Below are 23312 nucleotides of genomic sequence, written 5' to 3'. Positions count from 1 at the left end.
CATGCGATTCATTTCGAGCGCGCTCGTCGCGCTGGCCGTTCTCGTTTCCTCCGCCGCCCATGCGACCGGCGTCGCCGGCCCGATGCCCGACAAGGTCGAACTGAACCCGGTCGCGATCGGGATGTTCTTCGCGTTCGTGTTCGCGACGCTCGCGCTCACGCGCTGGGCCGCGCGGCGCACGCGCTCGACGCGCGACTTCTACACGGCCGGCGGCGGCATTACCGGGCTGCAGAACGGGCTCGCGATCGCGGGCGACTACATGTCGGCCGCATCGTTCCTCGGGCTGTCCGGCATGGTGTTCATGTTCGGCTTCGACGGGCTGATCTACTCGATCGGCTTCCTGGTCGGCTGGCCGTTCGTGATGTTCCTGATCGCCGAGCCGCTGCGCAACCTCGGCAAGTTCACGTTCGTCGACGTCGTCGCGTACCGCTTCGCGCAGCGGCCGATCCGGCTGCTGACGTCCGCCAACGCGCTGACGATCGTCGTGCTGTACCTCGTCGTGCAGATGGTCGGCGCGGGCAAGCTGATCCAGCTGCTGTTCGGGCTGTCGTACGGCACGGCCGAGCTGATCGTCGGCGTGCTGATGGTCGTCTACGTGTTCTTCGGCGGGATGACCGCGACCACCTGGGTGCAGGTGATCAAGGCCGTGCTGCTGCTGTGCGGCGCGACGCTGCTCGCGTTGCTCGCGCTCGGCGAATTCGGCTTCAGCGTCGACGAGATGTTCCGCCGCGCGGTGGCCGTGCATCCGGGCGCGCTGTCGATCATGGGGCCCGGCAAGCTGATCCGCGATCCGGCCAACGCGCTGTCGCTCGGCATCGCGCTGATGTTCGGCACGGCCGGCTTCCCGCACATCCTGATGCGCTTCTTCACGGTGCCGAACGCGAAGGAGGCGCGCAAGTCGGTGCTCTACGCGACCGGCTTCATCGGCTACTTCTACCTGCTGACCTTCGTGATCGGCTTCTCGGCGATCGTGCTGCTCGCGCAGCATCCGGAGTTCTTCCGGCTCGGCGCGAACGGCACGTTCAACCTGACGCACGACCTGCTCGGCGGTTCGAACATGGTGGCGGTGAAGCTCGCACAGGCGGTCGGCGGGAACTGGTTCTACGGGTTCATCGCGGCCGTCACGTTCGCGACGATCCTCGCGGTGGTCGCGGGCCTGACGCTGGCCGGCGCGACGACGATCTCGCACGACCTGTATGCGCAGATGTGGGCGCGCGGCAAGCCCGACGAGCGCCTCGAGATGCGCATCTCGCGCACGGCGACGATCGTGCTGTCGGCCGTCGCGATCGCGCTGTCGATCCTGTTCGAGCACGTGAACGTCGCGTTCATGGTCGGGCTTGTCGCGGCGGTGGCCGCGAGCGCCAATTTCCCGGTGCTCGCGATGTCGATCTTCTGGCGCGGGATGACGACCCGCGGCGCGGTGCTCGGCGGCGGCCTCGGCCTCGTGTCGGCGGTCGCGCTCACGGTGCTGTCGAAGTCGGTATGGGTCGACGTGCTGCACCACGCGCACGCACCGGTGTTCCTCGACAACCCGGCGCTCGTGTCGGTGCCGCTCGCGTTCATCGGGATCGTCGTCGGCTCGCTCGCCGATCGCGGCGAGCGCGCGCGGCGCGAGCGCGCCGCGTTCGAGCAGCAGGAGTTCTACGCGCAGACGGGCGTGCTCGCGAGCCGGGCCGTCCAGCACTGATTCCTCTGATGAAACAATGCATCCGTCCGGATCGCCGGACGGATATTTTCCGGAAATCCGGAATCCCGGATTTTCTTGCCTGCCGCATTATGGGAAATACAATGAAAACAACGGCTTGAGGGGTTCCTGAAACCTGGCATCGACCTTGCGATATAAAACGCACGGCCATCCCCCGGCCGAACTACTACAGCAAGCAAGGAGACAACGATGACCAATGCCTTCCTCCCCCTCCGGATGTCCTGAGGCATCGCTTGTTGCGGCACGGCAGCCGCGCGGGCGGGTGACTTTTCCCCTGAGACATTCGCCTGCGCGCGTGACGCCGTTTCCACCGGCTCATCTACTTCAGCAGGAACCATCGTGAAGAAGAAACCCTTCTACAAAGTGCTCTATGTGCAGGTGATTTTCGCCATCATCGTCGGCGTGATCCTCGGCCACTTCTATCCTTCGATCGCCACCGACATGAAGCCGCTCGGCGACGGCTTCATCAAGCTGATCAAGATGGTGATCGGTCCGATCATCTTCTGTACGGTCGTCACCGGCATCGCCGGCATGGAGGACATGAAGAAGGTCGGCCGCGTCGGCGGCAAGGCGCTGCTGTACTTCGAGATCGTGTCGACCTTCGCGCTGCTGCTGGGCCTCGCGGCCACGCACATCCTGCGTCCGGGCGTCGGCTTCAACATCGATCCGGCGACGCTCGACGGCAAGGCCGTCGCGTCGTACGCGGCGAAGGCACACGGGCAGTCGACGGTCGACTTCCTGATGCACATCATCCCGAACACGATGGTCGATGCGTTCGCGCAGGGTGAAATCCTGCAGATCCTGCTGATCGCGCTGCTGTTCGGCAGCGTGCTCGCGCACCTCGGCGAGCGCGGCAAGGTCGTGACCGACTTCATCGACGGGCTGACGCGCGTGCTGTTCGGCATCGTGCACATCGTCACGAAGCTGGCCCCGATCGGCGCGTTCGGCGCGATGGCGTTCACGATCGGCAAGTACGGCGTCGGCTCGCTGGTGCCGCTGCTCAAGCTGATCGGCACGTTCTACCTGACGTCGGTCGTGTTCGTGCTCGTCGTGCTCGGCGCGATCGCGCGCTTCACGGGCTTCTCGATCATCCGCTTCGTGTCCTACATCAAGGAAGAGCTGCTGATCGTGCTCGGCACGAGCTCGTCGGAAGCCGCGCTGCCGCAGCTGATGGAAAAGCTCGAGAAGGCAGGCTGCTCGCGTTCGGTCGTCGGCCTCGTCGTGCCGACCGGCTATTCGTTCAACCTCGACGGCACCAACATCTACATGACGATGGCCGTGCTGTTCATCGCGCAGGCGACCAACATCGAGCTGACGTGGATGCAGCAGCTCACGCTGCTGGCCGTCGCGATGCTGACGTCGAAGGGCGCGAGCGGCGTGACGGGCGCGGGCTTCATCACGCTCGCCGCGACGCTGGCCGTCGTGCCGACGATCCCGCTGTCGGGCATGGTGCTGATCCTCGGCATCGACCGCTTCATGAGCGAATGCCGCGCGCTGACCAACATCGTCGGCAACGGCGTCGCGACGGTCGTCGTGTCCGCGTGGGAGAAGGAACTCGACCGCAACAAGCTGAGCCAGGCGCTGAAGGGCGGCGGCGCAGTCGCACCGACCGAGACGGCCGGCGTCTGACGTCATGAAGGAGCAGGCGGCCGCACCGTCCGCCGGCGGCGCGGCACGCGGCGATCGGCGCGTGGATGCGGAGGCCTATGACACAATAGGCGATCCGCATCGCCAGGAAGCCTCGACCGTGACGCGCCGCCTGCTCATCCTCGTCGTGCTTGCCGCCGCGCTCGTCGCGGCGTGCGCGCTGACGTGGACGATCACCTGGCAACGCGGCGTCGCCGAGCTGCAGCGCAATGCCGCGGTGCGCGTCGACCGCACGACCAACGCGCTCAAGAGCACGCTCGACCGCTACGAGTCGCTGCCTTACCTGCTCGGCAGCCATCCGTACGTGCAGGACCTGCTCGCCGAGCCGAAGCGCGGCGACTACACCGCGCGCGTCAACCGCTATCTCGAAGATCTCAACGAACACGCGCACGCGACCGTCACCTACGTGATCGGTGCGGACGGCCTGTGCGTCGCCGCCAGCAACTGGCGCGCGCCCGACAGCTTCGTCGGGACCGAATACCGCTTCCGGCCGTATTTCGTCGATGCGATGAACGGCCAGGTCGGCCGCTTCTTCGGCATCGGCACGATCTCGCGCGACCCCGGCTACTACATCTCGCAGCCCGTATGGCGCGACGGCCGGATCGCGGGCGTCGTCGTCGTGAAGCTCAACCTCGAGTGGTTCCAGGGTGCCGATGCGTCCGAGCCGCTCGTCGTCGCGGACGATCACGGCGTCGTGTTCCTGTCGTCGGTGCCCGCGTGGAAGTACCACACGCTGCGCCCGCTCACGGGCCCCGTCGCCGCATCGATCTACGAGACGCGCCAGTACGCGCAGCAACCGGTCACGCCGCTGCCGCTGCGCATCGAGCAGACGCTCGGCGCCGACGCGGAGATCGTGCGGCTCGGCCCCGGCCGGCGCGCGCCGCGTTTTCTCGTCAGCAAGCGCCGGATCGGCGAGCCCGACTGGCTGCTCGTCACGCTCGCGCCGATCGCGCCGATCGACACCGATGCGCGCAACGCGACGATCGTCACGGGTTTCGGCTTCGTGTCGGTCGCGCTGCTCGCGTTCTACTGGCGGATGCGCCGGGCGCGCGTGCGCGAAATGATCCGCGGCCGCGCGCTGTTGCAGCAGGCGTACGCGGAGCTGAACCGGCGCGTCGAGGAGCGCACGGCCGACCTGTCGGAAGCGAACGAGCAGTTGCAGAAGGAAGTCGGCGACCGGATCCGCGCGGAGCAGGAACTGCGCGCCGCGCACGACGAACTGATCCAGGCGAGCAAGCTCGCCGCGCTCGGCCAGATGGCGGCCGGCATCACGCATGAACTGAACCAGCCGCTCGCGGCGCTGCGCAGCTTCTCGGACAACACGCGCGTGCTGCTCGACCGCGGCGAGCAGGCGGCCGCGCGCGAGAACCTCGAGGCGATCGCGGCGCTCACCGAGCGGATGGGCAAGATCACGAATCAGCTGAAGCTGTTCGTCGGCCGCGCGAAGCCGCGCAACGAGCGGGCGCTCGTCGTGCGCGCGCTGCGCAGCGTGCTGTCGCTGCTGGGCGAGCGGCTGGGCGGCGTCGCGCTCACGCTGACGCTGCAGGACGCGACCGCGTCGCCCGCGCACGACGAGCCGCTCGACCTCGCGCGCGACTATCCGGCGCTCGTGGCGCGCTGCGAGGATCTGCGCCTCGAACAGGTGCTGATCAACCTGCTCGGCAACGCGCTGGACGCGGTGGCCGGCGTCGCGGCGCCGGCGATCGAGGTGACGATCGCGGTGTCGGCCGCGACGCTCGCGGTCGAAGTGCGCGACAACGGCTCCGGCATCGCGCCCGATTTGCTGCCGCGGCTGTTCGAGCCGTTCTTCACGACGAAGGAAATGGGGCGCGGGCTCGGGCTCGGCCTCGCGATCTCGTCGTCGATCGCGAGCGACGCGGGCGGCGCGCTGACCGCGCGCAATGCGCCGTCGGGCGGCGCGCTGTTCGTCTTGACGCTGCGGCGCGCACGCACGCATCATCCGGACTCCGTGTCCGAGCCGGCAGGCTCGCATTAGCGTGATCGGGCCCGGGCCCGGTCGGCGCACGACCGGCATCAACGAGCGCCGCGCGCGAGACCGTCGCGCGGCCTGTCAGGAGCAAGTGAGTACGATGGCCAACCGGCTGCAAGTGATCTATATCGAAGACGATGCGCTCGTTCGCCGGGCGAGCGTGCAGAGCCTCCAGCTGGCAGGCTTCGACGTCGCCGGCTTCGAGTCGGCCGAAGCGGCCGAGAAGGCGATCGTCGCGGATACCGCCGGCGCGATCGTCAGCGACATCCGGCTGCCCGGCGCAAGCGGGCTCGACGTGCTTGCGCAGTGCCGCGAACGCGTGCCCGACGTGCCGGTGATCCTCGTGACCGGTCACGGCGACATCTCGATGGCCGTGCAGGCGATGCGCGACGGCGCGTACGACTTCATCGAAAAGCCGTTCGCGGCCGAGCGCCTGATCGAGACGGTGCGCCGCGCGCTGGAGCGCCGCGAGCTCGTGCTCGAGAACCACGCGCTGCGGCGCGAGCTGGCCGGGCAGAACGTCGTCGCGCCGCGCATCATCGGCCGCAGCCCCGCGATCGAGCAGGTGCGCAAGCTGCTCGCGAACGTCGCGCCGACCGACGCGTCGGTGCTGATCAACGGCGACACGGGTGCCGGCAAGGAATTGATCGCGCGCAGCCTGCACGAGCTGTCGCCGCGCCGCGACAAGCCGTTCATCGCGGTGAATTGCGGCGCGCTGCCCGAGCCGATGTTCGAGTCGGAGATGTTCGGCTACGAGCCCGGTGCGTTCACGGGCGCCGCGAAGCGCCGCGTCGGCAAGCTCGAATACGCGTCCGGCGGCACGCTGTTCCTCGACGAAATCGAAAGCATGCCGCTCGCGCTGCAGGTGAAGCTGCTGCGCGTGCTGCAGGACGGCGTGCTGGAGCGGCTCGGCTCGAACCAGCCGATCCGCGTGAACTGCCGCGTCGTCGCGGCCGCGAAGGGCGACATGAGCGAGCTCGTCGCAGCCGGCACGTTCCGGCGCGACCTGCTGTACCGGCTCAACGTCGTGACGATCGCGCTGCCGCCGCTCGCCGAGCGCCGCGAGGACATCGTGCCGCTGTTCGAGCACTTCATGCTCGATGCGGCCGTGCGCTACGGGCGGCCCGCGCCGGTGCTGACCGACCGGCAGCGCGCGAGCCTGATGCAGCGCGACTGGCCCGGCAACGTGCGCGAGCTGCACAATGCGGCCGACCGCTTCGTGCTCGGCGTGGCCGACATGCCGCAGGAAACGGGCGCGGGCGGCGGCGATGCCGACAACGACCAGACGCTGAAGGAGCGCATCGAGCAGTTCGAGCGTGCGGTGATCGCCGAGGCGCTGAACCAGACGGGCGGAGCGGTTGCCGCGACGGCCGACCGGCTGCATGTCGGCAAGGCCACGCTGTACGAGAAGATGAAGCGCTACGGGCTGTCGGCGAAAGGCGAAACCGAGCGCTGAAAAGCAAACGGACCGCAGTGCGGTCCGTTTCGCGGAGCAGGGCGCGGGGTGCGGCCCTGCGAGTCCTGTCGTGCGACGGCGTGCGGCGCTCAGGCCGCGTTGCCGTCGAGCGCCTTCTTGAGCAGCGCGTCGAGTTCCGCGAACTGCGGTGCGCCGACGTAGCGCTTCAGGATCTTGCCGTCCTTGTCGACCACGAAGGTCGTCGGCGTGAGCTGCACGTTGCCGAACTGCTTCGCGACGCTGCCGTCGTCGAGCGCGACCTTGAACGGCAGCTGGCGCGTCTGCGCGTAGTTCGCGACGTACATCGGCGGATCGTAGTTCATCGCGACCGCGACGAATTCCAGCCCCTGACCCTTGAAGCGATTGTAGGTATCGACCATCTGCGGCATTTCCTGCATGCAGGTCGCGCAGCTCGTCGCCCAGAAGTTCACGAGATAGACCTTGCCCTTCAGGTCGCCTGCGGTCGAGACCTTCTGGCCCGACAGCAGCGTGAACGTCGCGTCCGGCACGCTGGACTTGCCGTTGAACGCGAAGAAGCCGGCGACGGCGATGGCCGCGACGACGGCAACCGCGACGAGGTAGCGGATGGGGCCGGCACTGCGGCGGGCGGGAGGCGTGGTGTTCATCTGGTGCTCTCGGAGTCGGTCGATGACGCGGGTCGATGCAAAGGACGTCGAAATCGACGTTGAATTTCGCGCTCATTTTAGCGCGAATGCGGTGCGCGCACCGGCGGCCGCCACGCATCCAGGGTTTCAGGTTCGGCGGATAATGCCCGTTTTTGCCTGCCCGATCCACGCCATGCCGAAGGAAGTCATCGAATCGTTGCGCCCCCTTTTTCGTCCGCTGCGGCACTTCGCCGCGCTTGCCTGCGTGAGCGCCGCGCTGGCCGCGTGCTCGCCGTCGTTCGACTGGCGCACGCTGCACAACGACGCAGGCTACACGATCGATTTGCCGGCGAAGCCGACCGTCGAGGAGCAGCCGGTGGCGATCGGCGGTACGTCGATGCCGATGCGCATGCAGGCCGCGCACGTCGACGGCGCGGTGTTCGCGGTCGGCACGCTGACGCTGCCGGACGACCGCGACGACACGCGCCGCGCGGCGCTCGAATTCCTGCGCGCGGGACTGTCGCGCAATCTCGAAGGCGCGCCGCAGACGGCGTCCGTGCCGGTGCCGCTCGCGGCCGGCGGCGCGGTGAACGGGATCGAGCTGCGTGTCGCGGGGGCGGCTGCCGGCGGCGATCGCGCACGCAAGACGATCGTCGCGCGGCTTGCCGCGCGCGGCCGGCACGCTTACCAGGCCGTCGTGATCGCCGACGGGTCGCTCACGCAGGAGCAGCTCGACCAGTTTTTCGGCTCGTTCAAACTCGATTGACCGCGGCCGGCGAGGGTGCCTCGGACACGCTGTGACAACTGAAAGTTCATTCGCAGCTTTCGACGCTAATCGCCGGATTTTGCGAGGGTTTTTCGGCTATCCACAGCGCATGTGGATAACTTTGTTGAAAAGTAGTCGGTATTTCCCGCAGAGCCACGCCGGACGGCCTTCCGGCCTGTTTGGCCGCCCGTTCGGCCTTTGAGAAAAATCAATCAAAACAACGGGATACGAATTCCGTCCGGCAAAGGCCGCGGCGAGCCCCGATCCGGGGCCGGACTCGTGGAATTGTGCATAAGTCAAGTCTTGACAGCCGGATTTTGTCCTCCGAGAGCGCTCAGAGCGCCGTGAGCGCGCGCCGGTAGCGGATCGCCTCGGCGATCTGCGCGGCCGTCGGCAGCGGGTCGCCGGCCAGGTCGGCGATCGTCCGCGCGACTTTCAGCACGCGGAAATACGCACGCGCCGACCAGCCGAAGCGCTCGCCCGCTTCGCGCAGCAGCCGCTCGCCTTCGTCGGTCGGCCGGCACAGGTCGTCGGTCTCGCGGCCGCTCAGCATGTGATTCGTCTTGCCCTGCCGGTCGAGCTGCAGCGCTCGCGCCTGCGCAACGCGGGCGGCCACCGCCGCGCTCGGCTCGCCGGGCGCCGTGGTGCGCGACGCGAGTTCGGCCGGCGACAGCGCGGGCAGGTCGATCTGGATGTCGATGCGGTCGAGCAGCGGCCCCGACAGCTTGCGCAGGTAGCGCGCGGCGACGTCCGGCGAGCAGCGGCAGCGCCCGGACGGATCGCCGTGCCAGCCGCACGGGCACGGGTTCATCGCGGCGATCAGCTGGCACGCGGCCGGGAAGTCGGCCTGCTGGGCCGCGCGCGAGATCGTGATGCGGCCGGCTTCGAGCGGCTCGCGCAGCATTTCGAGCACGTGCCGGTCGAATTCCGGCAACTCGTCGAGAAACAGCACGCCGAGGTGCGCGAGCGTGATTTCACCGGGTTGCGGCGGATTGCGGCCACCGACCAGCGCCGCGGCGCTCGACGAGTGATGCGGCGAACGGAACGGCCGCCGGCGCCACTGCGCGGGCGAGAAGCCGAGGCGGCTCGCGGAAAGCAGCGCGGCCGACGTCAGCGCTTCGTCGTCGGTCAGCGGCGGCAGGAGGCCGGCCAGCCGCGCGGCCAGCATCGATTTGCCGGCCCCCGGCGGCCCGACCATCAGCATGTGATGACCGCCCGCGGCGGCGACTTCGAGTGCGCGCCGTGCGCCACGCTGGCCGACCACGTCCGCGAGGTCGGGCGCGGCCGGCGCCGGCAGGTGGTCGAGGCAGGGCGCCGCGACCGGCGTGAGCCGCCCGTCCGGCGCATCGGCGAGGTGCGCACACAGCGCGGGCAGGTCGCGCGCGCCGTACACGGTCACGCCCGGGACGAGCGCGGCCTCGGCCGCGCTGTCGAACGGCAGGTACAGCTCGGGCGGACGCGAGCTCGCGACGGAATCGCGCGGAGCGCCGGCATCCAGGCCCGCGCCACCGGCGACGCCCGCACCGGATTCCTCCGCGCGCCAGTCGCGCGCGGCGCCGCACGCCATCGCGAACGCGCCGCGCATCGGCCGCAGCGCGCCCGTCAGCGACAGCTCGCCCGCGAATTCGCGGCCGGCCAGCGCGTCGGCCGGGATCTGGCCGTTCGCGGCGAGGATGCCGAGCGCGATCGGCAGGTCGAACCGACCCGACTCTTTCGGCAGGTCGGCCGGCGCGAGATTGACGGTGATCCGGCGCACGGGAAATTCGAAGCCGCAGTTCTGCAGCGCGGCGCGGACGCGCTCGCGGCTTTCGCGGACTTCGAGATCGGGCAGGCCGACGATCGAGAACGACGGCAGCCCGTTGGCGAGATGGACTTCGACGGTGACGTCCGGCGCGCGGCCGGAGGCAGGCGCGCGACTGCGCACCACGGCAAGCGACATGGCGAGGCTCCTGCGTGACAGGCGGACGACGGCCGTTCGGGGCCGCATGCCGCGGGAATCGGAGAAATCGGTGCGCGCGTGCCGGCGTGGCGCGGGGAAAGAGCGAGGGACTGCGGAACGACGAACTGCGGAACGAGGAACTGCGAAGAGCGATGGACTGCGAAGAGCGGAGGATGCTGCGAAGAACGACGGACTACGGAGAGCGGCGGAACACCTTCAGCGCGGCGGGCGCGGGCCGCACGAGGCGGCCCGCGCCCGGACCTTGCGGCCGGGTGGGGCGTCAGGCCTGCGGCGCGGCGAGCTTCTGCTCGAGTTCCGCGACGCGCTTTTCGAGTTCCTCGAGGCGCACGCGGGTGCGGGCGAGCACCTGGGCCTGCGTGTCGAATTCCTCGCGCGTGACGAGATCGAGCTTCGAGAAGCCTTGCGACAGCATGGCCTTCACGTTGCGCTCGACGTCCTTGGCCGGCGAGTTTTTCAGCAGGTCGCTGACGCGCGACTGCAGATCGTTGAAAACATCGCTGGGTTGCTTCATGTGATTCCCCTTCCTTGCACAAAAAATGTGCATCTTCAGTTGCGTACGTGCCCATGATGCACGCATGACCGGAAATGGTGCGCGCAGGGCGCGAATTCCGGGCATGGCGCCCGCATGGGTGAATGGCCCGGCGAGCCGGGACGTGCGTGCACTCTAGCAACGTTCCTTTCGCCGCGCCAGCAAACCGGGCCACGTTGGCCATTCGGCCGGGCTTCCGCGCCTTACATCGCGGGATGTGACCCTGTTCCCGAGCCCTTCGAGACGGTGTTCGAGCGGACATGGCATGCGAGTTGCTGAGAAGAGTCCGTTACAACATTCCAACCAATTCGACGGGACAACCCAGCGAGAGGACTTCATGAAACTCATTACCGCAATCATCAAGCCGTTCAAGCTCGATGAGACGCGCGAAGCGCTGTCGGCGCTTGGCGTCTCGGGCATCACGGTGACGGAGGTGAAAGGGTTCGGGCGCCAGAAGGGGCATACCGAGCTGTACCGCGGCGCCGAATACGTGGTCGATTTCCTGCCGAAGATGAAGATCGAGGCGGCCGTGTCGGACGATCTCGTCGACCAGGCGGTGGAAGCGATCGAGCGGGCCGCGCGCACCGGCAAGATCGGCGACGGCAAGATCTTCGTCACGCCCATCGAGCAAGTGATCCGGATTCGCACCGGGGAGACCGGCGCTGACGCGCTGTAACAGAACAGACTAAAGACAAGCGACAAGAGGAAACCCAAGATGCGCAAACTTCTGATGTCCCTGCTGATGGCCGGCTCGCTGATCGCGGCCGGCGTCGGCCCCGCGCTCGCCGACGACGCGGCGTCCGCCGCGGCTGCGTCCGCACCCGCCGCCACGGCTTCCGACGCATCGGCCGCCGCCGCGCCGGCCGCTTCGGCGCCGGCTGCGACCGACGCATCGGCGACCGCCGCTGCCGCCGCACCGGCTTCGGGCGCCGCCGACGCATCGGCTGCCGCCGCCGCGTCCGCGCCTGCCGCACCGGCTGCGCCGACCGCCCCGTTCTCGGTCGATTCGTCGAAGATCAGCGCGGGCGACACCGCGTGGATGCTGACGTCCACCGCGCTCGTGCTGTTCATGACGATCCCCGGCCTCGCGCTGTTCTACGCGGGCATGGTCCGCAAGAAGAACGTGCTCGCGACCGTGATGCAGAGCTTCGCGATCACCGCGGTGATCACGGTGCTCTGGACGGTGGTCGGCTACAGCCTCGCGTTCACGCCGGGCAACGGCTTCATCGGCGGCCTGTCGCGCGCGTTCCTGCACGGCATGAACTACATCAAGGGCGACAAGGCGACGACGCTGACCGTCAGCCATCTCGCGACGACGATTCCGGAATCGGTCTACTTCGTCTACCAGATGACGTTCGCGATCATCACGCCGGCGCTGATCTGCGGCGCGTTCGCCGACCGGATGAAGTTCTCGGCGATGCTCGTGTTCATGACGCTCTGGTCGCTGATCGTCTACGTGCCGATCGCGCACATGGTGTGGGAACCGACCGGCTGGCTGTCGGCTGACGGCGTGCTCGACTTCGCGGGCGGCACGGTGGTGCACATCAACGCCGGTATCGCGGGCCTCGTGTCGTGCCTCGTGCTCGGCAAGCGCGTCGGCTACGGCCGCGAATCGATGGCACCGCACAACCTCGTGCTGACGATGATCGGCGGCTCGATGCTGTGGGTCGGCTGGTTCGGCTTCAACGCAGGCTCCGCGGTCGCGGCCGACGGTCGTGCCGGCTTCGCGATGCTGACGACGCAAGTCGCGACGGCCTGCGCGGCGCTCGGCTGGATGTTTGCCGAATGGATCGCGAAGGGCAAGCCGTCGGTGCTCGGCATCGTGTCGGGCGCGGTCGCGGGTCTGGTGGCGATCACGCCGGCAGCCGGCTTCGTCGGCGTGGCAGGCGCGCTCGTGATCGGTATCGCGGCGGGCGTCGTGTGCTTCTGGTCGGCCACCTGGCTCAAGTCGAAGCTCGGCTACGACGATTCGCTCGACGCGTTCGGCGTGCACGGCATCGGCGGGATTCTCGGCGCACTGCTGACCGGCGTGTTCGCGGTCAAGGATATCGGCGGCGCCGACGGCAGCCTGCTGCTGCAGGCGAAGGGCGTCCTGATCACGCTGGTCTACAGCGGCGTGCTGAGCTTCGTGCTGCTGAAGCTGATCGACCTGACGATCGGCCTGCGCGTGACCGAAGAGGAAGAGCGCGAAGGTCTCGACGTGATCCTGCACGGCGAGCATGTCGAATAAGTCACAAGGATGACCGGCGGGCCGCCGCAAAGACGGCGCCCGCCACCGAATGAGCGCAGCGACTTCGGCCCGCCCCACCCGGCGGGCTTTTTTTCTTCTGTTGCGCGCTGCCGTAGCGGATAACCCTTCACTCTATCGGGTCAATAGCCGAAAACTTCCTCCATATCCTTGTGAAGCCGGGAACAATCCCCAAATGGGCAGGGCAATTGCTCTACAATCTTCATTCTCCCGCTCGCGAGTGATTCATGGTTCCCCACCTCGTTACCGCGTTGAACGGTCCGCTGCTCGAACTCGAGCAGAAGATCCTCGACGCGACGCCTGCGATCGAACGCTGGTTCAGGCTCGAATGGCAGGAACATACCCCGCCGTTCTATTGTTCGGTGGACCTGCGCAATGCCGGCTTCAAGCTGGCGCCCGTCGACGCGAACCTGTTTCCCGGCGCGTTCAACAACCTGCCGTCCGAAGTGCTGCCGCTCGCCGTGCAGGCCGCGATGGCCGCGATCGAGAAGATCTGCCCGGACGCGAAGAACCTGCTCGTGATTCCCGAGCTGCCGACCCGCAACGCGTTCTACCTCGAAAACGTCGCGCGCCTCGCGACGATCATGCGCCAGGCCGGCCTGAACGTGCGCTTCGGCTCGCTCGACCCGAGCATCACCGACATGACGCCGATCACGCTGGCCGACGGCCAGAAGATCGTGCTCGAACCGCTCGAGCGTTCGCAGCGCCGCCTCGGCCTGAAGAATTTCGACCCGTGCTCGATCCTGCTGAACAACGACCTGTCGGCCGGCATCCCGGCCGTGCTGGAGAACCTGCACGAGCAATACCTGCTGCCGCCGCTGCATGCGGGCTGGGCCGTGCGCCGCAAGTCGACGCACTTCTCGTGCTACGACGACGTCGCGAAGAAGTTCGCGAAGATGGTCGGCGTCGATCCGTGGATGGTGAATCCGTATTTCGCGCACGTCGAAGGCGTCGACTGGCAGGCGCATGAGGGCGAGCAGGCGCTCGCCGACGCGATCGACGGCGTGCTGAAGAAGATCGCGCGCAAGTACCGCGAATACGGGATCAGCGAGAAGCCGTACGTCGTCGTGAAGGCCGACGCGGGCACGGCGGGGCGCGGTGTGATGACCGTGCACGACGCGGCCGAGATCGGCCGGATGTCGAAGGCCGAGCGCGCGCAGATGGCCGAGTCGAAGGCCGGCCTCGCGGTGCGCGACGTGATCGTGCAGGAAGGCGTCTATACGTTCGAGCGCGTCGGCGACGAAGTGGCCGAGCCCGTCGTGTACATGATCGACCGCTACGTGGTCGGCGGTTTCTACCGCACGCACGGCGGCCGCGAGCGCGACCAGAACCTGAACGCGCCCGGCATGCACTACGTGCCGCTCGGCTTCGAGCACACCGCGCTGCCGGATGCCGGCGCGAAGCCCGGTGCCGCGCCGCCGAACCGGTTCTACATGTACGGCGTCGTCGCGCGGCTGTCGCTGATCGCGTCGTCGATCGAACTGGAAAAGACCGATCCCGAAGCCATCCAGGTATAACGGACCTTCGCTACGTACAGGACCCGCATGGACATTCTCTTTATCGCCGACCCGCTCGAGCGCTTCAAGATCTACAAGGATTCGACCTACGCCATGATGGCCGAGGCCGCGCGTCGCGGGCATGCGGTGTACGCATGCGAGCCGAACCACCTCGCGTGGACGGGCGCGTCGGTCGAGGCCGACGTGCGGCGCATCACGTTCGTCGGCGAACTGGACGACCTGCATCGCGAGACCTGGTTCGACGCAGGCACGGTCGATGCGCGCCGTCTCGAATCGTTCGGCGCGGTACTGATGCGCAAGGATCCGCCGTTCGACATGGAGTACGTGACGTCGACCTGGCTGCTCGAGCTGGCCGAGCGCGCGGGTGCCCGCGTGTTCAACAACGCGCAGTCGATCCGCGACCATTCAGAGAAGCTCGCGATCGGCGAGTTTCCGCAGTTCGTCGCGCCGACCCTCGTCACGCGCGACGCGAAACGGCTGCGCGCGTTCCACGCCGAGCACGGCGACGTGATCCTGAAGCCGCTCGACGGCATGGGCGGGATGGGCGTGTTCCGCGTGAAGCCGGACGGCATGAACCTCGGTTCGATCATCGAGATGCTGAGCCACGACGGCACGCGCTCGGTGATGGCGCAGAAATTCATTCCCGAGATCAAGGCCGGCGACAAGCGCATCCTGCTGATCGGCGGCGAGCCCGTGCCGTATTCGCTCGCGCGGATTCCGCAGGGCAGCGAGGTGCGCGGCAACCTGGCCGCCGGCGGGCTGGGAGTCGCGCAGCCGCTGACGGCCCGCGATCGCGAGATCGCCGAGACGCTCGGCCCGGTGCTCGCGTCGCGCGGGCTGCTGCTGGTCGGCCTCGATGCGATCGGCGACTGGCTGACCGAGGTGAACGTCACGAGCCCGACGTGCTTCCGCGAGATCATGGAGCAGACGGGCTTCGACGTCGCCGCGATGTTCATCGACGCGCTGGAGCGGGCGGCCGCGTAGGCCGCTTCCCGCGCAACTCCGGCGGCGGCCGCGCAGGTCCCCCGTCGCCGGAGCAGCTTGACCGGCCTGCTACAATGCCCGCTTGCCAGGTGCCGTGATCGGCGCACCGAAGGCCCGGCGGTCGGGCCGATACTGTTGCAAGGCTGAACATGAAACGTTTCCCATACTCGCTACGCTCATTGCCCCGCCGCGGGGTGTCGGTCCGCCAAGGGCGGCCGGGAGCGATCTGACATGGCCGGGATTCTGATCATCGCGCATGCCCCGCTCGCCACCGCGCTGCGGGACTGCATCGCGCACATCTACGGCGGCGTGCCCGCGCGCATCGGCTGTATCGACGTGACGGCGGACAGCGATCCGACCCAGGTGATGGCGTTCGCCCACGCGGAACTCGCGCGGCTCAGGGAAGACAACGGCGTGGTCGTGCTGACCGACATGTACGGCGCGACGCCCGCGAACATCGCCGGCCAGCTCGCCAAGCTCGACAACGTGCGCGTGCTGGCGGGCGTGAACCTGCCGATGCTCGTGCGCGCCGTCTGCTACCGCACCGTGCCGCTCGACAAGCTGGTCGACAAGGCACTGTCCGGCGGCGCGAAGGGCGTCCACGAGGTGTCGGCCGGTACGCCGCCGCCGCCGACGGAAACCGGCTGCGGCCAGTGCGCGCCGATTCCGCCCGAACCGCAGCCGCGCACCGAATCGCACTGATTGCCCGTTTTCCGTTTTAGACCGCACCGCCGACGCGCGTCGCCGGCGGCCCCGACCGACCCGACCGAGAATCATGCTTCAACAAGAAACCACCATCGTCAATAAATTGGGGCTCCATGCGCGCGCATCGGCCAAGCTTACGCAACTGGCCGGCAACTTCCAGTCGGAAGTCTGGATGACGCGCAACGGGCGCAAGATCAATGCGAAGAGCATCATGGGCGTGATGATGCTGGCGGCCGGCATCGGCAGCACCGTGACGATCGAGACCGACGGAGCCGACGAGCGGGAAGCGATGGACGCGCTGCTGAAGCTGATCGCCGACAAGTTCGGCGAAGGCCAGTGATCACCACGCGCGATCGTTGCCGTTTCCAGCCAGAATGCCGCGGATTTCGCGGCATTTTTTTCGTCGGAAGCATTGATGCGAAATACGCAATGCTGCGGTGCATGCAGTCAGCAGTGAGTCGCGGAATTTATAATCGCTAACCGGGGTCATAAGCGCATCGCAGCAGTGTGCCGCGGCTTTACTTGTACAGAGGAGGTGCGCGTGTCCTTCACGCTGCATGGCATTCCCGTCTCACGTGGTATCGCGATCGGGCGAGCGTATCTGATCGCGCCGGCGGCGCTCGACGTCGCCCATTACCTGGTCGAGGCCAACCAGATCGACGCCGAGGTCGAGCGCTTCCGCACGGCGCTCGACGTCGTGCATCACGAACTCGAAGCGCTGCGCGCCGACCTGACCGACGACACCCCGAGCGAAGTCGGCGCATTCATCGACGTCCACGCGATGATCCTGGGCGACGAGATGCTCGTCCAGGAAACCATCGACCTGATCCGCACGCGCCGCTACAACGTCGAATGGGCGCTGACCGAGCAGCTGGAGCTGCTCACGCGCCATTTCGACGACATCGAGGACGAATACCTGCGCGAGCGCAAGGCCGACATCGAGCAGGTGGTCGAGCGTGTGCTGAAGGCGCTCGCCGGCGCGCCGTCCGCGTCGCAGGCACTCGACCGCGCGGCCAAGAACGGCACGAACGAGATGATCGTCGTCGCGCACGACATCGCGCCGGCCGACATGATGCAGTTCAAGACGCAGTCGTTCCAGGCGTTCGTCACCGACCTCGGCGGGCGCACGTCGCACACGGCGATCGTCGCGCGCAGCCTCGGCATCCCGGCCGCGGTCGGCGTGCAGCACGCGAGCGCGCTGATCCGCCAGGACGACCTGATCATCGTCGACGGCGACCAGGGCATCGTGATCGTCGATCCGGCGCCGATCGTCCTCGAGGAATATTCGTACCGCCAGTCCGAGAAGCTGCTGGAGCAGCGCAAGCTGCAGCGCCTGAAGTTCTCGCCGACGCAAACGTTGTGCGGCACCAAGATCGACCTGTACGCGAACATCGAGCTGCCCGACGACGCGAAGGCGGCCGTCGAGGCCGGCGCGGTCGGCGTCGGGCTGTTCCGCTCCGAGTTCCTGTTCATGCACCAGAAGGAGATGCCGGAAGAGGAGGAGCAGTTCGCCGCGTACAAGCGCGCCGTCGAGTGGATGAAGGGCATGCCGGTGACGATCCGCACGATCGACGTCGGCGCGGACAAGCCGCTCGAGGCGCTCGACGAAGGCTACGAGACGGCGCCGAACCCGGCGCTCGGCCTGCGCGCGATCCGCTGGAGCCTGTCCGAGCCGCAGATGTTCCTCACGCAGCTGCGCGCGATCCTGCGCGCGTCCGCGTTCGGCCAGGTGAAGATCCTGATCCCGATGCTCGCGCACGCGCAGGAAATCGACCAGACGCTCGATCTGATCCGCGAGGCGAAGCACCAGCTCGACGATGCGGGGCTCGCGTACGATCCGAACGTGCGCATCGGCGCGATGATCGAGATTCCGGCCGCGGCGATCGCGCTGCCGCTGTTCCTGAAGCGGTTCGATTTCCTGTCGATCGGCACGAACGACCTGATCCAGTACACGCTCGCGATCGACCGGGCGGACAACGCGGTCGCGCACCTGTACGACCCGCTGCATCCAGCGGTGCTGCACCTGATTGCCTATACGCTGCGCGAAGCGAAGCGCGCGGGCGTGTCGGTGTCGGTGTGCGGGGAGATGGCCGGCGATCCGGCGCTCACGCGCCTGTTGCTCGGGATGGGGCTCACCGAGTTCTCGATGCACCCGAGCCAGCTGCTCGTCGTGAAGCAGGAGATCCTGCGTGCGCATCTGAAGGCGCTCGAGAAGCCGACGGCCGACGTGCTGGCCGCGTTCGAGCCGGAAGAAGTGCAGGCGGCACTGCAGCGCCTGTCGGTCGCCGAGCCGCGCGCGGATGCAGCCGCATAGGCGTTCAGGCCGCCGTTAACTGTAGTGAAGTGTCACGCATGCGCTGTCCGGCGCATGCCCGTCGCGCGTCAGTGCCGGCCCCCGCACACGGGGCAGTCGGCCTGGCGCGTGATTTTCATCGTCGTCCATTCCATCCGCAGCGAATCGAGCATCATCAGCCGCCCGTTGAGCGTCTTGCCGATGTCGCCGATCACGCGCAGCGCTTCGGCGGCCTGCATCGCGCCGATGATGCCGACCGTCGGCGCGAACACGCCCATCGTCGCGCACGCGACCTCCTCGAACGGCTGGTCTTCCGGGAACACGCACGCATAGCAGGGCGCGGCCGGGTCGCGGAAGTCGAACGTGCTGATCTGGCCGTCGAAACGCAGCGCGGCGCCCGACACGAGCGGCACGCCGTGCGCGACGCACGCGCGGTTGATCGCGTGGCGCGTCGCGAAGTTGTCGGTGCAGTCGAGCACGACGCTCGCGTGCGGGACGTGCGCATCGAGCCACGTATCGTCGACGCGCGCCGCGACCGCGTTCACCTTCACCTCGGGATTCAGTTGCGCGAGCGTGTCGCGCCCCGATTCGACCTTGCTGCGGCCGACCGATGCCGTCACGTGCAGGATCTGTCGCTGCAGGTTCGTGAGGTCGACCGTATCGGCGTCGACGAGCGTGATCGTGCCGACGCCCGATGCCGCGAGGTACATCGCGGCGGGCGAGCCGAGGCCGCCCGCGCCGACGACGATCGCATGCGCATCGAGAAAGCGCTGCTGCGCCTCGATGCCGATTTCGTCGACGAGGATGTGTCGGGAGTAGCGCAGGAGTTGATCGTCGTTCATGGGGAGTCGGGGGCGAGGCGGGCGGACGTTTCGTTATTTTAGGCGCGCATGAAAAACGGGCCATCGCGGTCTTCCCGCGATGGCCCGTCGGATGCCGGCCGGTGCTTACTTCGGCGCGGACGCGGGCTTCGGTGCGGAAGCCGGCTTCGCGCTGGCGCCCGATGCCTTCGCGCCCGTGGCGGCCTTGGTGGCCGGGCTCTTCGTCGTGCTCTCGGCGAGCAGCGACTTCGATTCCTGGACCGGTTTGCCTTCGAGCTTGTTGAGCGCCTGCTGCATCATGAAGTCGTCGGTGCTGCCGAACTCGATCGGCTTGCGATCGCGATCCTTCTGGCGCTGCTCCGGCGTCTTCTTGTCGTTCTGCTCCTCGAGGACGCGCAGCTGATCCATCCGGCGCTGCTCGCGCTCTTCCTGTTCCTTTTTCTCGTTCGGGTCCTGCGTGTTCGCGAGGTGGTTCGTGTAGTCGACCTCGCGCGTCACGAGCACGTCGTCCGGATCGCCGTCGGCGTACTGATCGACCGGCACGTCCGGCGTGATGCCCTTGTTCTGGATCGAACGGCCGCTCGGCGTGTAGTAGTACGCGGTGGTCAGGCGCAGCGCGGTGTCGGCCGTCATCGGGCGAACCGTCTGCACCGAACCCTTGCCGAACGTCGTCTTGCCCATGATCTGCGCACGCTTCGAATCCTGCAGCGCACCGGCGACGATTTCCGACGCGGACGCCGAATACGCATTCGTCAGCACGATCATCGGCACGGTCTTGAAGACCGGCGGCAGGCTCTTCAGCGGATCGCCGTCGAAAGACGGCAGGCGATAGTTGTCGTATGTATCGCGGTAGACCTGCTTCGAATCGGGGATCTGGCCGTTGGTCGACACGACGACCGAGTCGGGCGGCAGGAACGCGCCGGCCACGCCGACCGCGCTCTGCAGCAGGCCGCCGCCGTTGTTGCGCAGGTCGAGGACGAGGCCCTTCAGGTTCGGCTGCTGGCGTGCGATGTCCTGCAGCTTCGCCGCGAGGTCAGGCGTCGTGCGTTCCTGGAAGCTCGTGATCCGGATATACGCGTAGCCCGGATCGAGGATCTTCATCTTCACGCTCTGGACCTTGATGATCGCGCGCGTGACCGTGACCGGGAACGTGCGGTCGTCGCTCTTGCGGAAGATCGTCAGCGTGACCTTGGTGCCCGGCTCGCCGCGCATCTGCTTCACGGCCTTGTCGAGCGTCATGCCGCGCACCGGCTTGTCGTTGATGCGCGTGATCAGGTCGCCCGGACGGAGGCCGGCGCGGAACGCGGGGGTATCCTCGATCGGCGAGATCACCTTGACGAGGCCGTCTTCCTGCGAGATCTCGATGCCGAGACCCGCGAAGCGGCCCTTCGTCTGCTCCTGCAGCTCGTCGTAGTCGGTCTTGTCGAGGAACGACGAGTGCGGGTCGAGGCTCGACACCATGCCCTTGATCGCCGCCGTCAGCAGTTTCTTGTCGTCGACCGGTTCGACGTACTCGCGCTTGATCTGGCCGAAGACTTCCGCGAACAGGCGGAGCTGGTCGAGAGGAAGCGGCGCCGTGGCGGTCTGCTCGGCCGATGCGGAAACCTGCAGCGTGGCGAACACGCCCGTGGCGAGGCCCGCGGCAATCAGGCCGATGTTCTTCAATTTCATTCGCATAGAGATCTGGTGCGGTCGGGAAGCGCGTGGCGGTAGCGGGGATGTAGCGGACAAGTATAACTGTTCGTCCGATAACTCAGTGGAACGGCGCGAAAAGCGTCGAAAAGGGCCTGGAGCCGGCCCGGCACGGCACCGCCGGACGCGCTGCGGGTTCGAAAGCGGATTCGACCGCGCCGGGGGCGCGAAGGTTCGCGCCGCGCGCCTGACGGCGGCCGGGCGCGCCGCGCCGGACGCGGCCTGCCCGGCGCGACGGGCGTCAGCCTGCCTTGCCCTGCTTCGCGACGGCGGCCTGCGCCTGCGCGATGGCGTCCTGGTCGCCGAGGTAATAGTGCTTGATCGGCTTCAGGTTCTCGTCGAGTTCATAGACGAGCGGCACGCCGTTCGGGATGTTCAGGCCGACGATGTCGCTGTCCGAGATGCCGTCGAGGTACTTGATCAGCGCGCGCAGCGAGTTGCCGTGCGCGGCGATCAGCACCTGCTTGCCGGCGCGCACGGCCGGCGCGATCGACTCGTTCCACAGCGGCAGCACGCGCGCGACCGTGTCCTTCAGGCACTCGGTGAGCGGCAGCTGCTCGCGCGGCACCTTCGCATAGCGCGGGTCGTTGAACGGCGCGCGCTCGTCGGACGGCTCCAGCGCGGGCGGCGGCGTGTCGTAGCTGCGGCGCCACACGAGCACCTGCTCGTCGCCGAACTTCGCGGCCGTCTCCGCCTTGTTCAGGCCCGACAGCGCGCCGTAGTGGCGCTCGTTGAGGCGCCACGAGTGGACGACCGGCAGGTACATCAGGTCCATCCTGTCCTGCACGTGCCACAGCGTGCGGATCGCGCGCTTGAGCACCGACGTGTACGCGATGTCGAACGTGTAGCCGGCCTCCTTGAGCAATTCGCCGGCCTGGTAGGCCTCGTTGCGACCCTGTTCGGTCAGGTCGACGTCGACCCAGCCGGTGAAGCGGTTTTCCTTGTTCCACGTCGATTCGCCGTGGCGGATGAGAACGAGTTTGTACATGGATCTTGCGGTCGGTAGTGAAGGAAGCTGTGGCGCGTCGTGCAGGACCCGACCCGGGCCCGCCATCGCGCAAGACGGTTATTTTATAATGGCGGGATTGTCCTCATCCGATTTCTCTTTTTCCGGCGGAATTCCGTGACGTTCTTTACCGATTACACGAACCTGGCCCTCATCGCGATCCTGGTGGTCTCCGGCGGCCTGCTGGCCTGGCCCGCACTGCGCCGCGGCCGTGGCGGCCTGTCGGCCGCAGAGGCGACGCAACTCATCAACCGCCGCAACGCGATCGTGATCGACGTGCGTGCCGCGGCCGATTTCGCCGCCGGCCACCTGCCGTCGGCGCGCCAGGTCGCCGCGGGCGAGATCGGCGCGAAAATTGCGCAGGTCGCGAAGAACAAGAGCACGCCGGTGCTGCTCGTCTGCCAGAACGGCCAGCAGTCGCAGAAGGCGGCGCGTGAGGTCGAGGCGGCGGGTTACGCCGAAGTGCACGTGCTCGAAGGCGGCGTGGCCGCCTGGCAGCAGGCCGGGATGCCGGTCGTCAAACAAGGAGTGGCGAAGTGAACAAGGTTTTGATGTACAGCACGCAGGTGTGTCCGTATTGCATGCAGGCTGAGCGCCTGCTGAAGCTGCGCGGGGTCGAGCAGATCGAAAAGGTGCTGATCGATCGCGATCCGGCCCGCCGCGAGGAAATGATGACGCGCACGGGGCGCCGCACGGTGCCGCAGATCTATATCGGCGACACGCACGTCGGCGGCTACGACGATCTGTCGAAGCTCGACCGCGAAGGCGGCCTCGTTCCGCTTCTGCAAGCGGCCTGATTAGGGCAGAATGGCCGCCGGCCGCGCCGCGGCTTGGGCGCGCAGGATTCATCCGTGGCGGCCGGCGAGAAGCCGGGCCGCTCCGTCACCACTTTTAGGGAAACACCATGTCCGACGTCGAAAACCAACCGTTCTTCAACATCCAGCGCGTCTACCTGAAGGATATGTCGCTCGAGCAGCCGAATTCGCCGGCGATCTTCCTCGAGCAGGACATGCCGTCGGTTGAAGTCGAAGTCGACGTGAAGGCCGACCGCCTCGCGGAAAGCGTGTTCGAAGTCGTCGTGTCGGGTACCGTCACGGCGAAGGTGAAGGACAAGGTCGCGTTCCTGATCGAAGCGAAGCAGGCCGGCATTTTCGACATCCGCAACATTCCGGACGAACAGCTCGACCCGCTCGTCGGCATCGCATGCCCGACGATCCTGTTCCCGTACCTGCGTTCGAACATCGCCGACGCGATCACGCGCGCGGGCTTCCCGCCGATCCACCTGGCGGAAATCAACTTCCAGGCGCTGTACGAGCAGCGTCTCGCGCAGCTTCAGCAGCAGGCCGGCGCCGCAGCAGGCGCGCCGAACGGCACGACGCTGAACTGAC

Annotated in this window: 21 protein-coding genes; 15 read left to right on the top strand and 6 right to left on the bottom strand. The window is 67.5% G+C overall.

Translation table 11 applies throughout. The features are described 5' to 3' along the window. Nucleotide 1 precedes the first annotated feature (1 nt). The 4 genes from actP (at nucleotide 2) to DIE03_RS16755 (ending at nucleotide 6798) form a co-directional block, all read left to right on the top strand. A complete protein-coding gene (gene actP, locus DIE03_RS16770; RefSeq protein WP_124452187.1) occupies nucleotides 2–1687 on the top strand; it encodes a cation/acetate symporter ActP in 1686 nt (561 codons plus the stop codon). A 357-nt stretch (nucleotides 1688–2044) separates the two neighbouring features. Beyond that, nucleotides 2045–3334, top strand: a complete 1290-nt coding sequence (locus DIE03_RS16765) for a dicarboxylate/amino acid:cation symporter (protein WP_124452185.1) — start codon at nucleotides 2045–2047, stop codon at nucleotides 3332–3334. 4 nt (nucleotides 3335–3338) lie between these two features. Continuing rightward, nucleotides 3339–5348, top strand: coding sequence for an ATP-binding protein (locus tag DIE03_RS16760; RefSeq protein ID WP_124452183.1), 2010 nt, complete (start codon nucleotides 3339–3341; stop codon nucleotides 5346–5348). Nucleotides 5349–5442: 94 nt separating this feature from the next. Then, nucleotides 5443–6798: a sigma-54 dependent transcriptional regulator gene (locus DIE03_RS16755; RefSeq protein ID WP_124452397.1), complete on the top strand. Its 1356-nt coding sequence runs from the start codon at nucleotides 5443–5445 to the stop codon at nucleotides 6796–6798. A gap of 89 nt (nucleotides 6799–6887) precedes the next feature. On the opposite strand, the gene DIE03_RS16750 is transcribed toward DIE03_RS16755, so the two are convergent. Then, entirely contained in the window at nucleotides 6888–7424 is a 537-nt protein-coding gene (locus tag DIE03_RS16750) for a peroxiredoxin (protein ID WP_124452181.1), read from the bottom strand. A 172-nt stretch (nucleotides 7425–7596) separates the two neighbouring features. On the opposite strand from DIE03_RS16750, the gene DIE03_RS16745 reads away from it, so the two are divergent. Next, entirely contained in the window at nucleotides 7597–8169 is a 573-nt protein-coding gene (locus DIE03_RS16745) for a hypothetical protein (protein WP_124452179.1), read from the top strand. A gap of 334 nt (nucleotides 8170–8503) precedes the next feature. Here the strand turns inward: DIE03_RS16745 and DIE03_RS16735 are convergent, their stop codons facing one another. Next, complete coding sequence (locus DIE03_RS16735) at nucleotides 8504–10108, bottom strand: YifB family Mg chelatase-like AAA ATPase (RefSeq protein ID WP_124452174.1); 1605 nt, start codon at nucleotides 10106–10108, stop codon at nucleotides 8504–8506. Nucleotides 10109–10388: 280 nt separating this feature from the next. Beyond that, the gene (locus tag DIE03_RS16730) at nucleotides 10389–10640 is read right to left on the bottom strand and encodes an accessory factor UbiK family protein (protein ID WP_006489451.1); all 252 of its coding nucleotides are present in this window, start codon (nucleotides 10638–10640) and stop codon (nucleotides 10389–10391) included. A gap of 355 nt (nucleotides 10641–10995) precedes the next feature. Between DIE03_RS16730 and DIE03_RS16725 the strand changes: the two genes are divergently transcribed. The 7 genes from DIE03_RS16725 to ptsP all read left to right on the top strand — a co-directional run bounded on the left by DIE03_RS16725 (nucleotide 10996) and on the right by ptsP (nucleotide 18426). Then, on the top strand, nucleotides 10996–11334 hold the full coding sequence (locus tag DIE03_RS16725; protein ID WP_006398175.1) for a P-II family nitrogen regulator: 339 nt from the start codon (nucleotides 10996–10998) through the stop codon (nucleotides 11332–11334). Nucleotides 11335–11373: 39 nt separating this feature from the next. Beyond that, nucleotides 11374–12888, top strand: a complete 1515-nt coding sequence (locus DIE03_RS16720; protein WP_124452172.1) for an ammonium transporter — start codon at nucleotides 11374–11376, stop codon at nucleotides 12886–12888. A gap of 245 nt (nucleotides 12889–13133) precedes the next feature. Beyond that, the gene (gene gshA, locus DIE03_RS16715) at nucleotides 13134–14423 is read left to right on the top strand and encodes a glutamate--cysteine ligase (RefSeq protein WP_044848231.1); all 1290 of its coding nucleotides are present in this window, start codon (nucleotides 13134–13136) and stop codon (nucleotides 14421–14423) included. Nucleotides 14424–14450: 27 nt separating this feature from the next. Further along, entirely contained in the window at nucleotides 14451–15407 is a 957-nt protein-coding gene (gene gshB, locus DIE03_RS16710) for a glutathione synthase (RefSeq protein ID WP_124452170.1), read from the top strand. Nucleotides 15408–15638: 231 nt separating this feature from the next. Next, a complete protein-coding gene (locus DIE03_RS16705) occupies nucleotides 15639–16109 on the top strand; it encodes a PTS sugar transporter subunit IIA (protein WP_124452168.1) in 471 nt (156 codons plus the stop codon). 73 nt (nucleotides 16110–16182) lie between these two features. Next, complete coding sequence (locus DIE03_RS16700; RefSeq protein WP_124452166.1) at nucleotides 16183–16452, top strand: HPr family phosphocarrier protein; 270 nt, start codon at nucleotides 16183–16185, stop codon at nucleotides 16450–16452. 201 nt (nucleotides 16453–16653) lie between these two features. Then, the gene (gene ptsP, locus DIE03_RS16695; protein WP_124452164.1) at nucleotides 16654–18426 is read left to right on the top strand and encodes a phosphoenolpyruvate--protein phosphotransferase; all 1773 of its coding nucleotides are present in this window, start codon (nucleotides 16654–16656) and stop codon (nucleotides 18424–18426) included. A gap of 68 nt (nucleotides 18427–18494) precedes the next feature. Here the strand turns inward: ptsP and DIE03_RS16690 are convergent, their stop codons facing one another. From DIE03_RS16690 to gpmA, 3 genes are all read right to left on the bottom strand, one after another. Beyond that, complete coding sequence (locus DIE03_RS16690; RefSeq protein WP_124452162.1) at nucleotides 18495–19247, bottom strand: molybdopterin-synthase adenylyltransferase MoeB; 753 nt, start codon at nucleotides 19245–19247, stop codon at nucleotides 18495–18497. 105 nt (nucleotides 19248–19352) lie between these two features. Next, nucleotides 19353–20903 carry a S41 family peptidase gene (locus DIE03_RS16685; protein ID WP_124452160.1) on the bottom strand — a complete coding sequence of 517 codons (1551 nt, stop codon included), beginning with the start codon at nucleotides 20901–20903 and terminating at the stop codon, nucleotides 19353–19355. A 256-nt stretch (nucleotides 20904–21159) separates the two neighbouring features. Further along, a complete protein-coding gene (gene gpmA / locus DIE03_RS16680; RefSeq protein WP_124452159.1) occupies nucleotides 21160–21906 on the bottom strand; it encodes a 2,3-diphosphoglycerate-dependent phosphoglycerate mutase in 747 nt (248 codons plus the stop codon). A 135-nt stretch (nucleotides 21907–22041) separates the two neighbouring features. Between gpmA and DIE03_RS16675 the strand changes: the two genes are divergently transcribed. The 3 genes from DIE03_RS16675 to secB all read left to right on the top strand — a co-directional run bounded on the left by DIE03_RS16675 (nucleotide 22042) and on the right by secB (nucleotide 23311). Beyond that, nucleotides 22042–22464: a rhodanese-like domain-containing protein gene (locus DIE03_RS16675; RefSeq protein WP_124452157.1), complete on the top strand. Its 423-nt coding sequence runs from the start codon at nucleotides 22042–22044 to the stop codon at nucleotides 22462–22464. Further along, the gene (gene grxC, locus DIE03_RS16670) at nucleotides 22461–22721 is read left to right on the top strand and encodes a glutaredoxin 3 (RefSeq protein WP_006477722.1); all 261 of its coding nucleotides are present in this window, start codon (nucleotides 22461–22463) and stop codon (nucleotides 22719–22721) included. Before DIE03_RS16675 ends, grxC begins: the two co-directional genes overlap by 4 nt. A 107-nt stretch (nucleotides 22722–22828) precedes the next feature. Further along, nucleotides 22829–23311, top strand: a complete 483-nt coding sequence (secB, locus tag DIE03_RS16665) for a protein-export chaperone SecB (RefSeq protein ID WP_011353285.1) — start codon at nucleotides 22829–22831, stop codon at nucleotides 23309–23311. Nucleotide 23312: the final 1 nt, after the last annotated feature.

The sequence above is a fragment of the Burkholderia sp. Bp8992 genome, from assembly GCF_003853705.1.
GTDB lineage: Bacteria > Pseudomonadota > Gammaproteobacteria > Burkholderiales > Burkholderiaceae > Burkholderia.
Note: the sequence above shows the minus strand (reverse complement) of the source record. Positions and strands in the feature narration are given on the sequence as shown.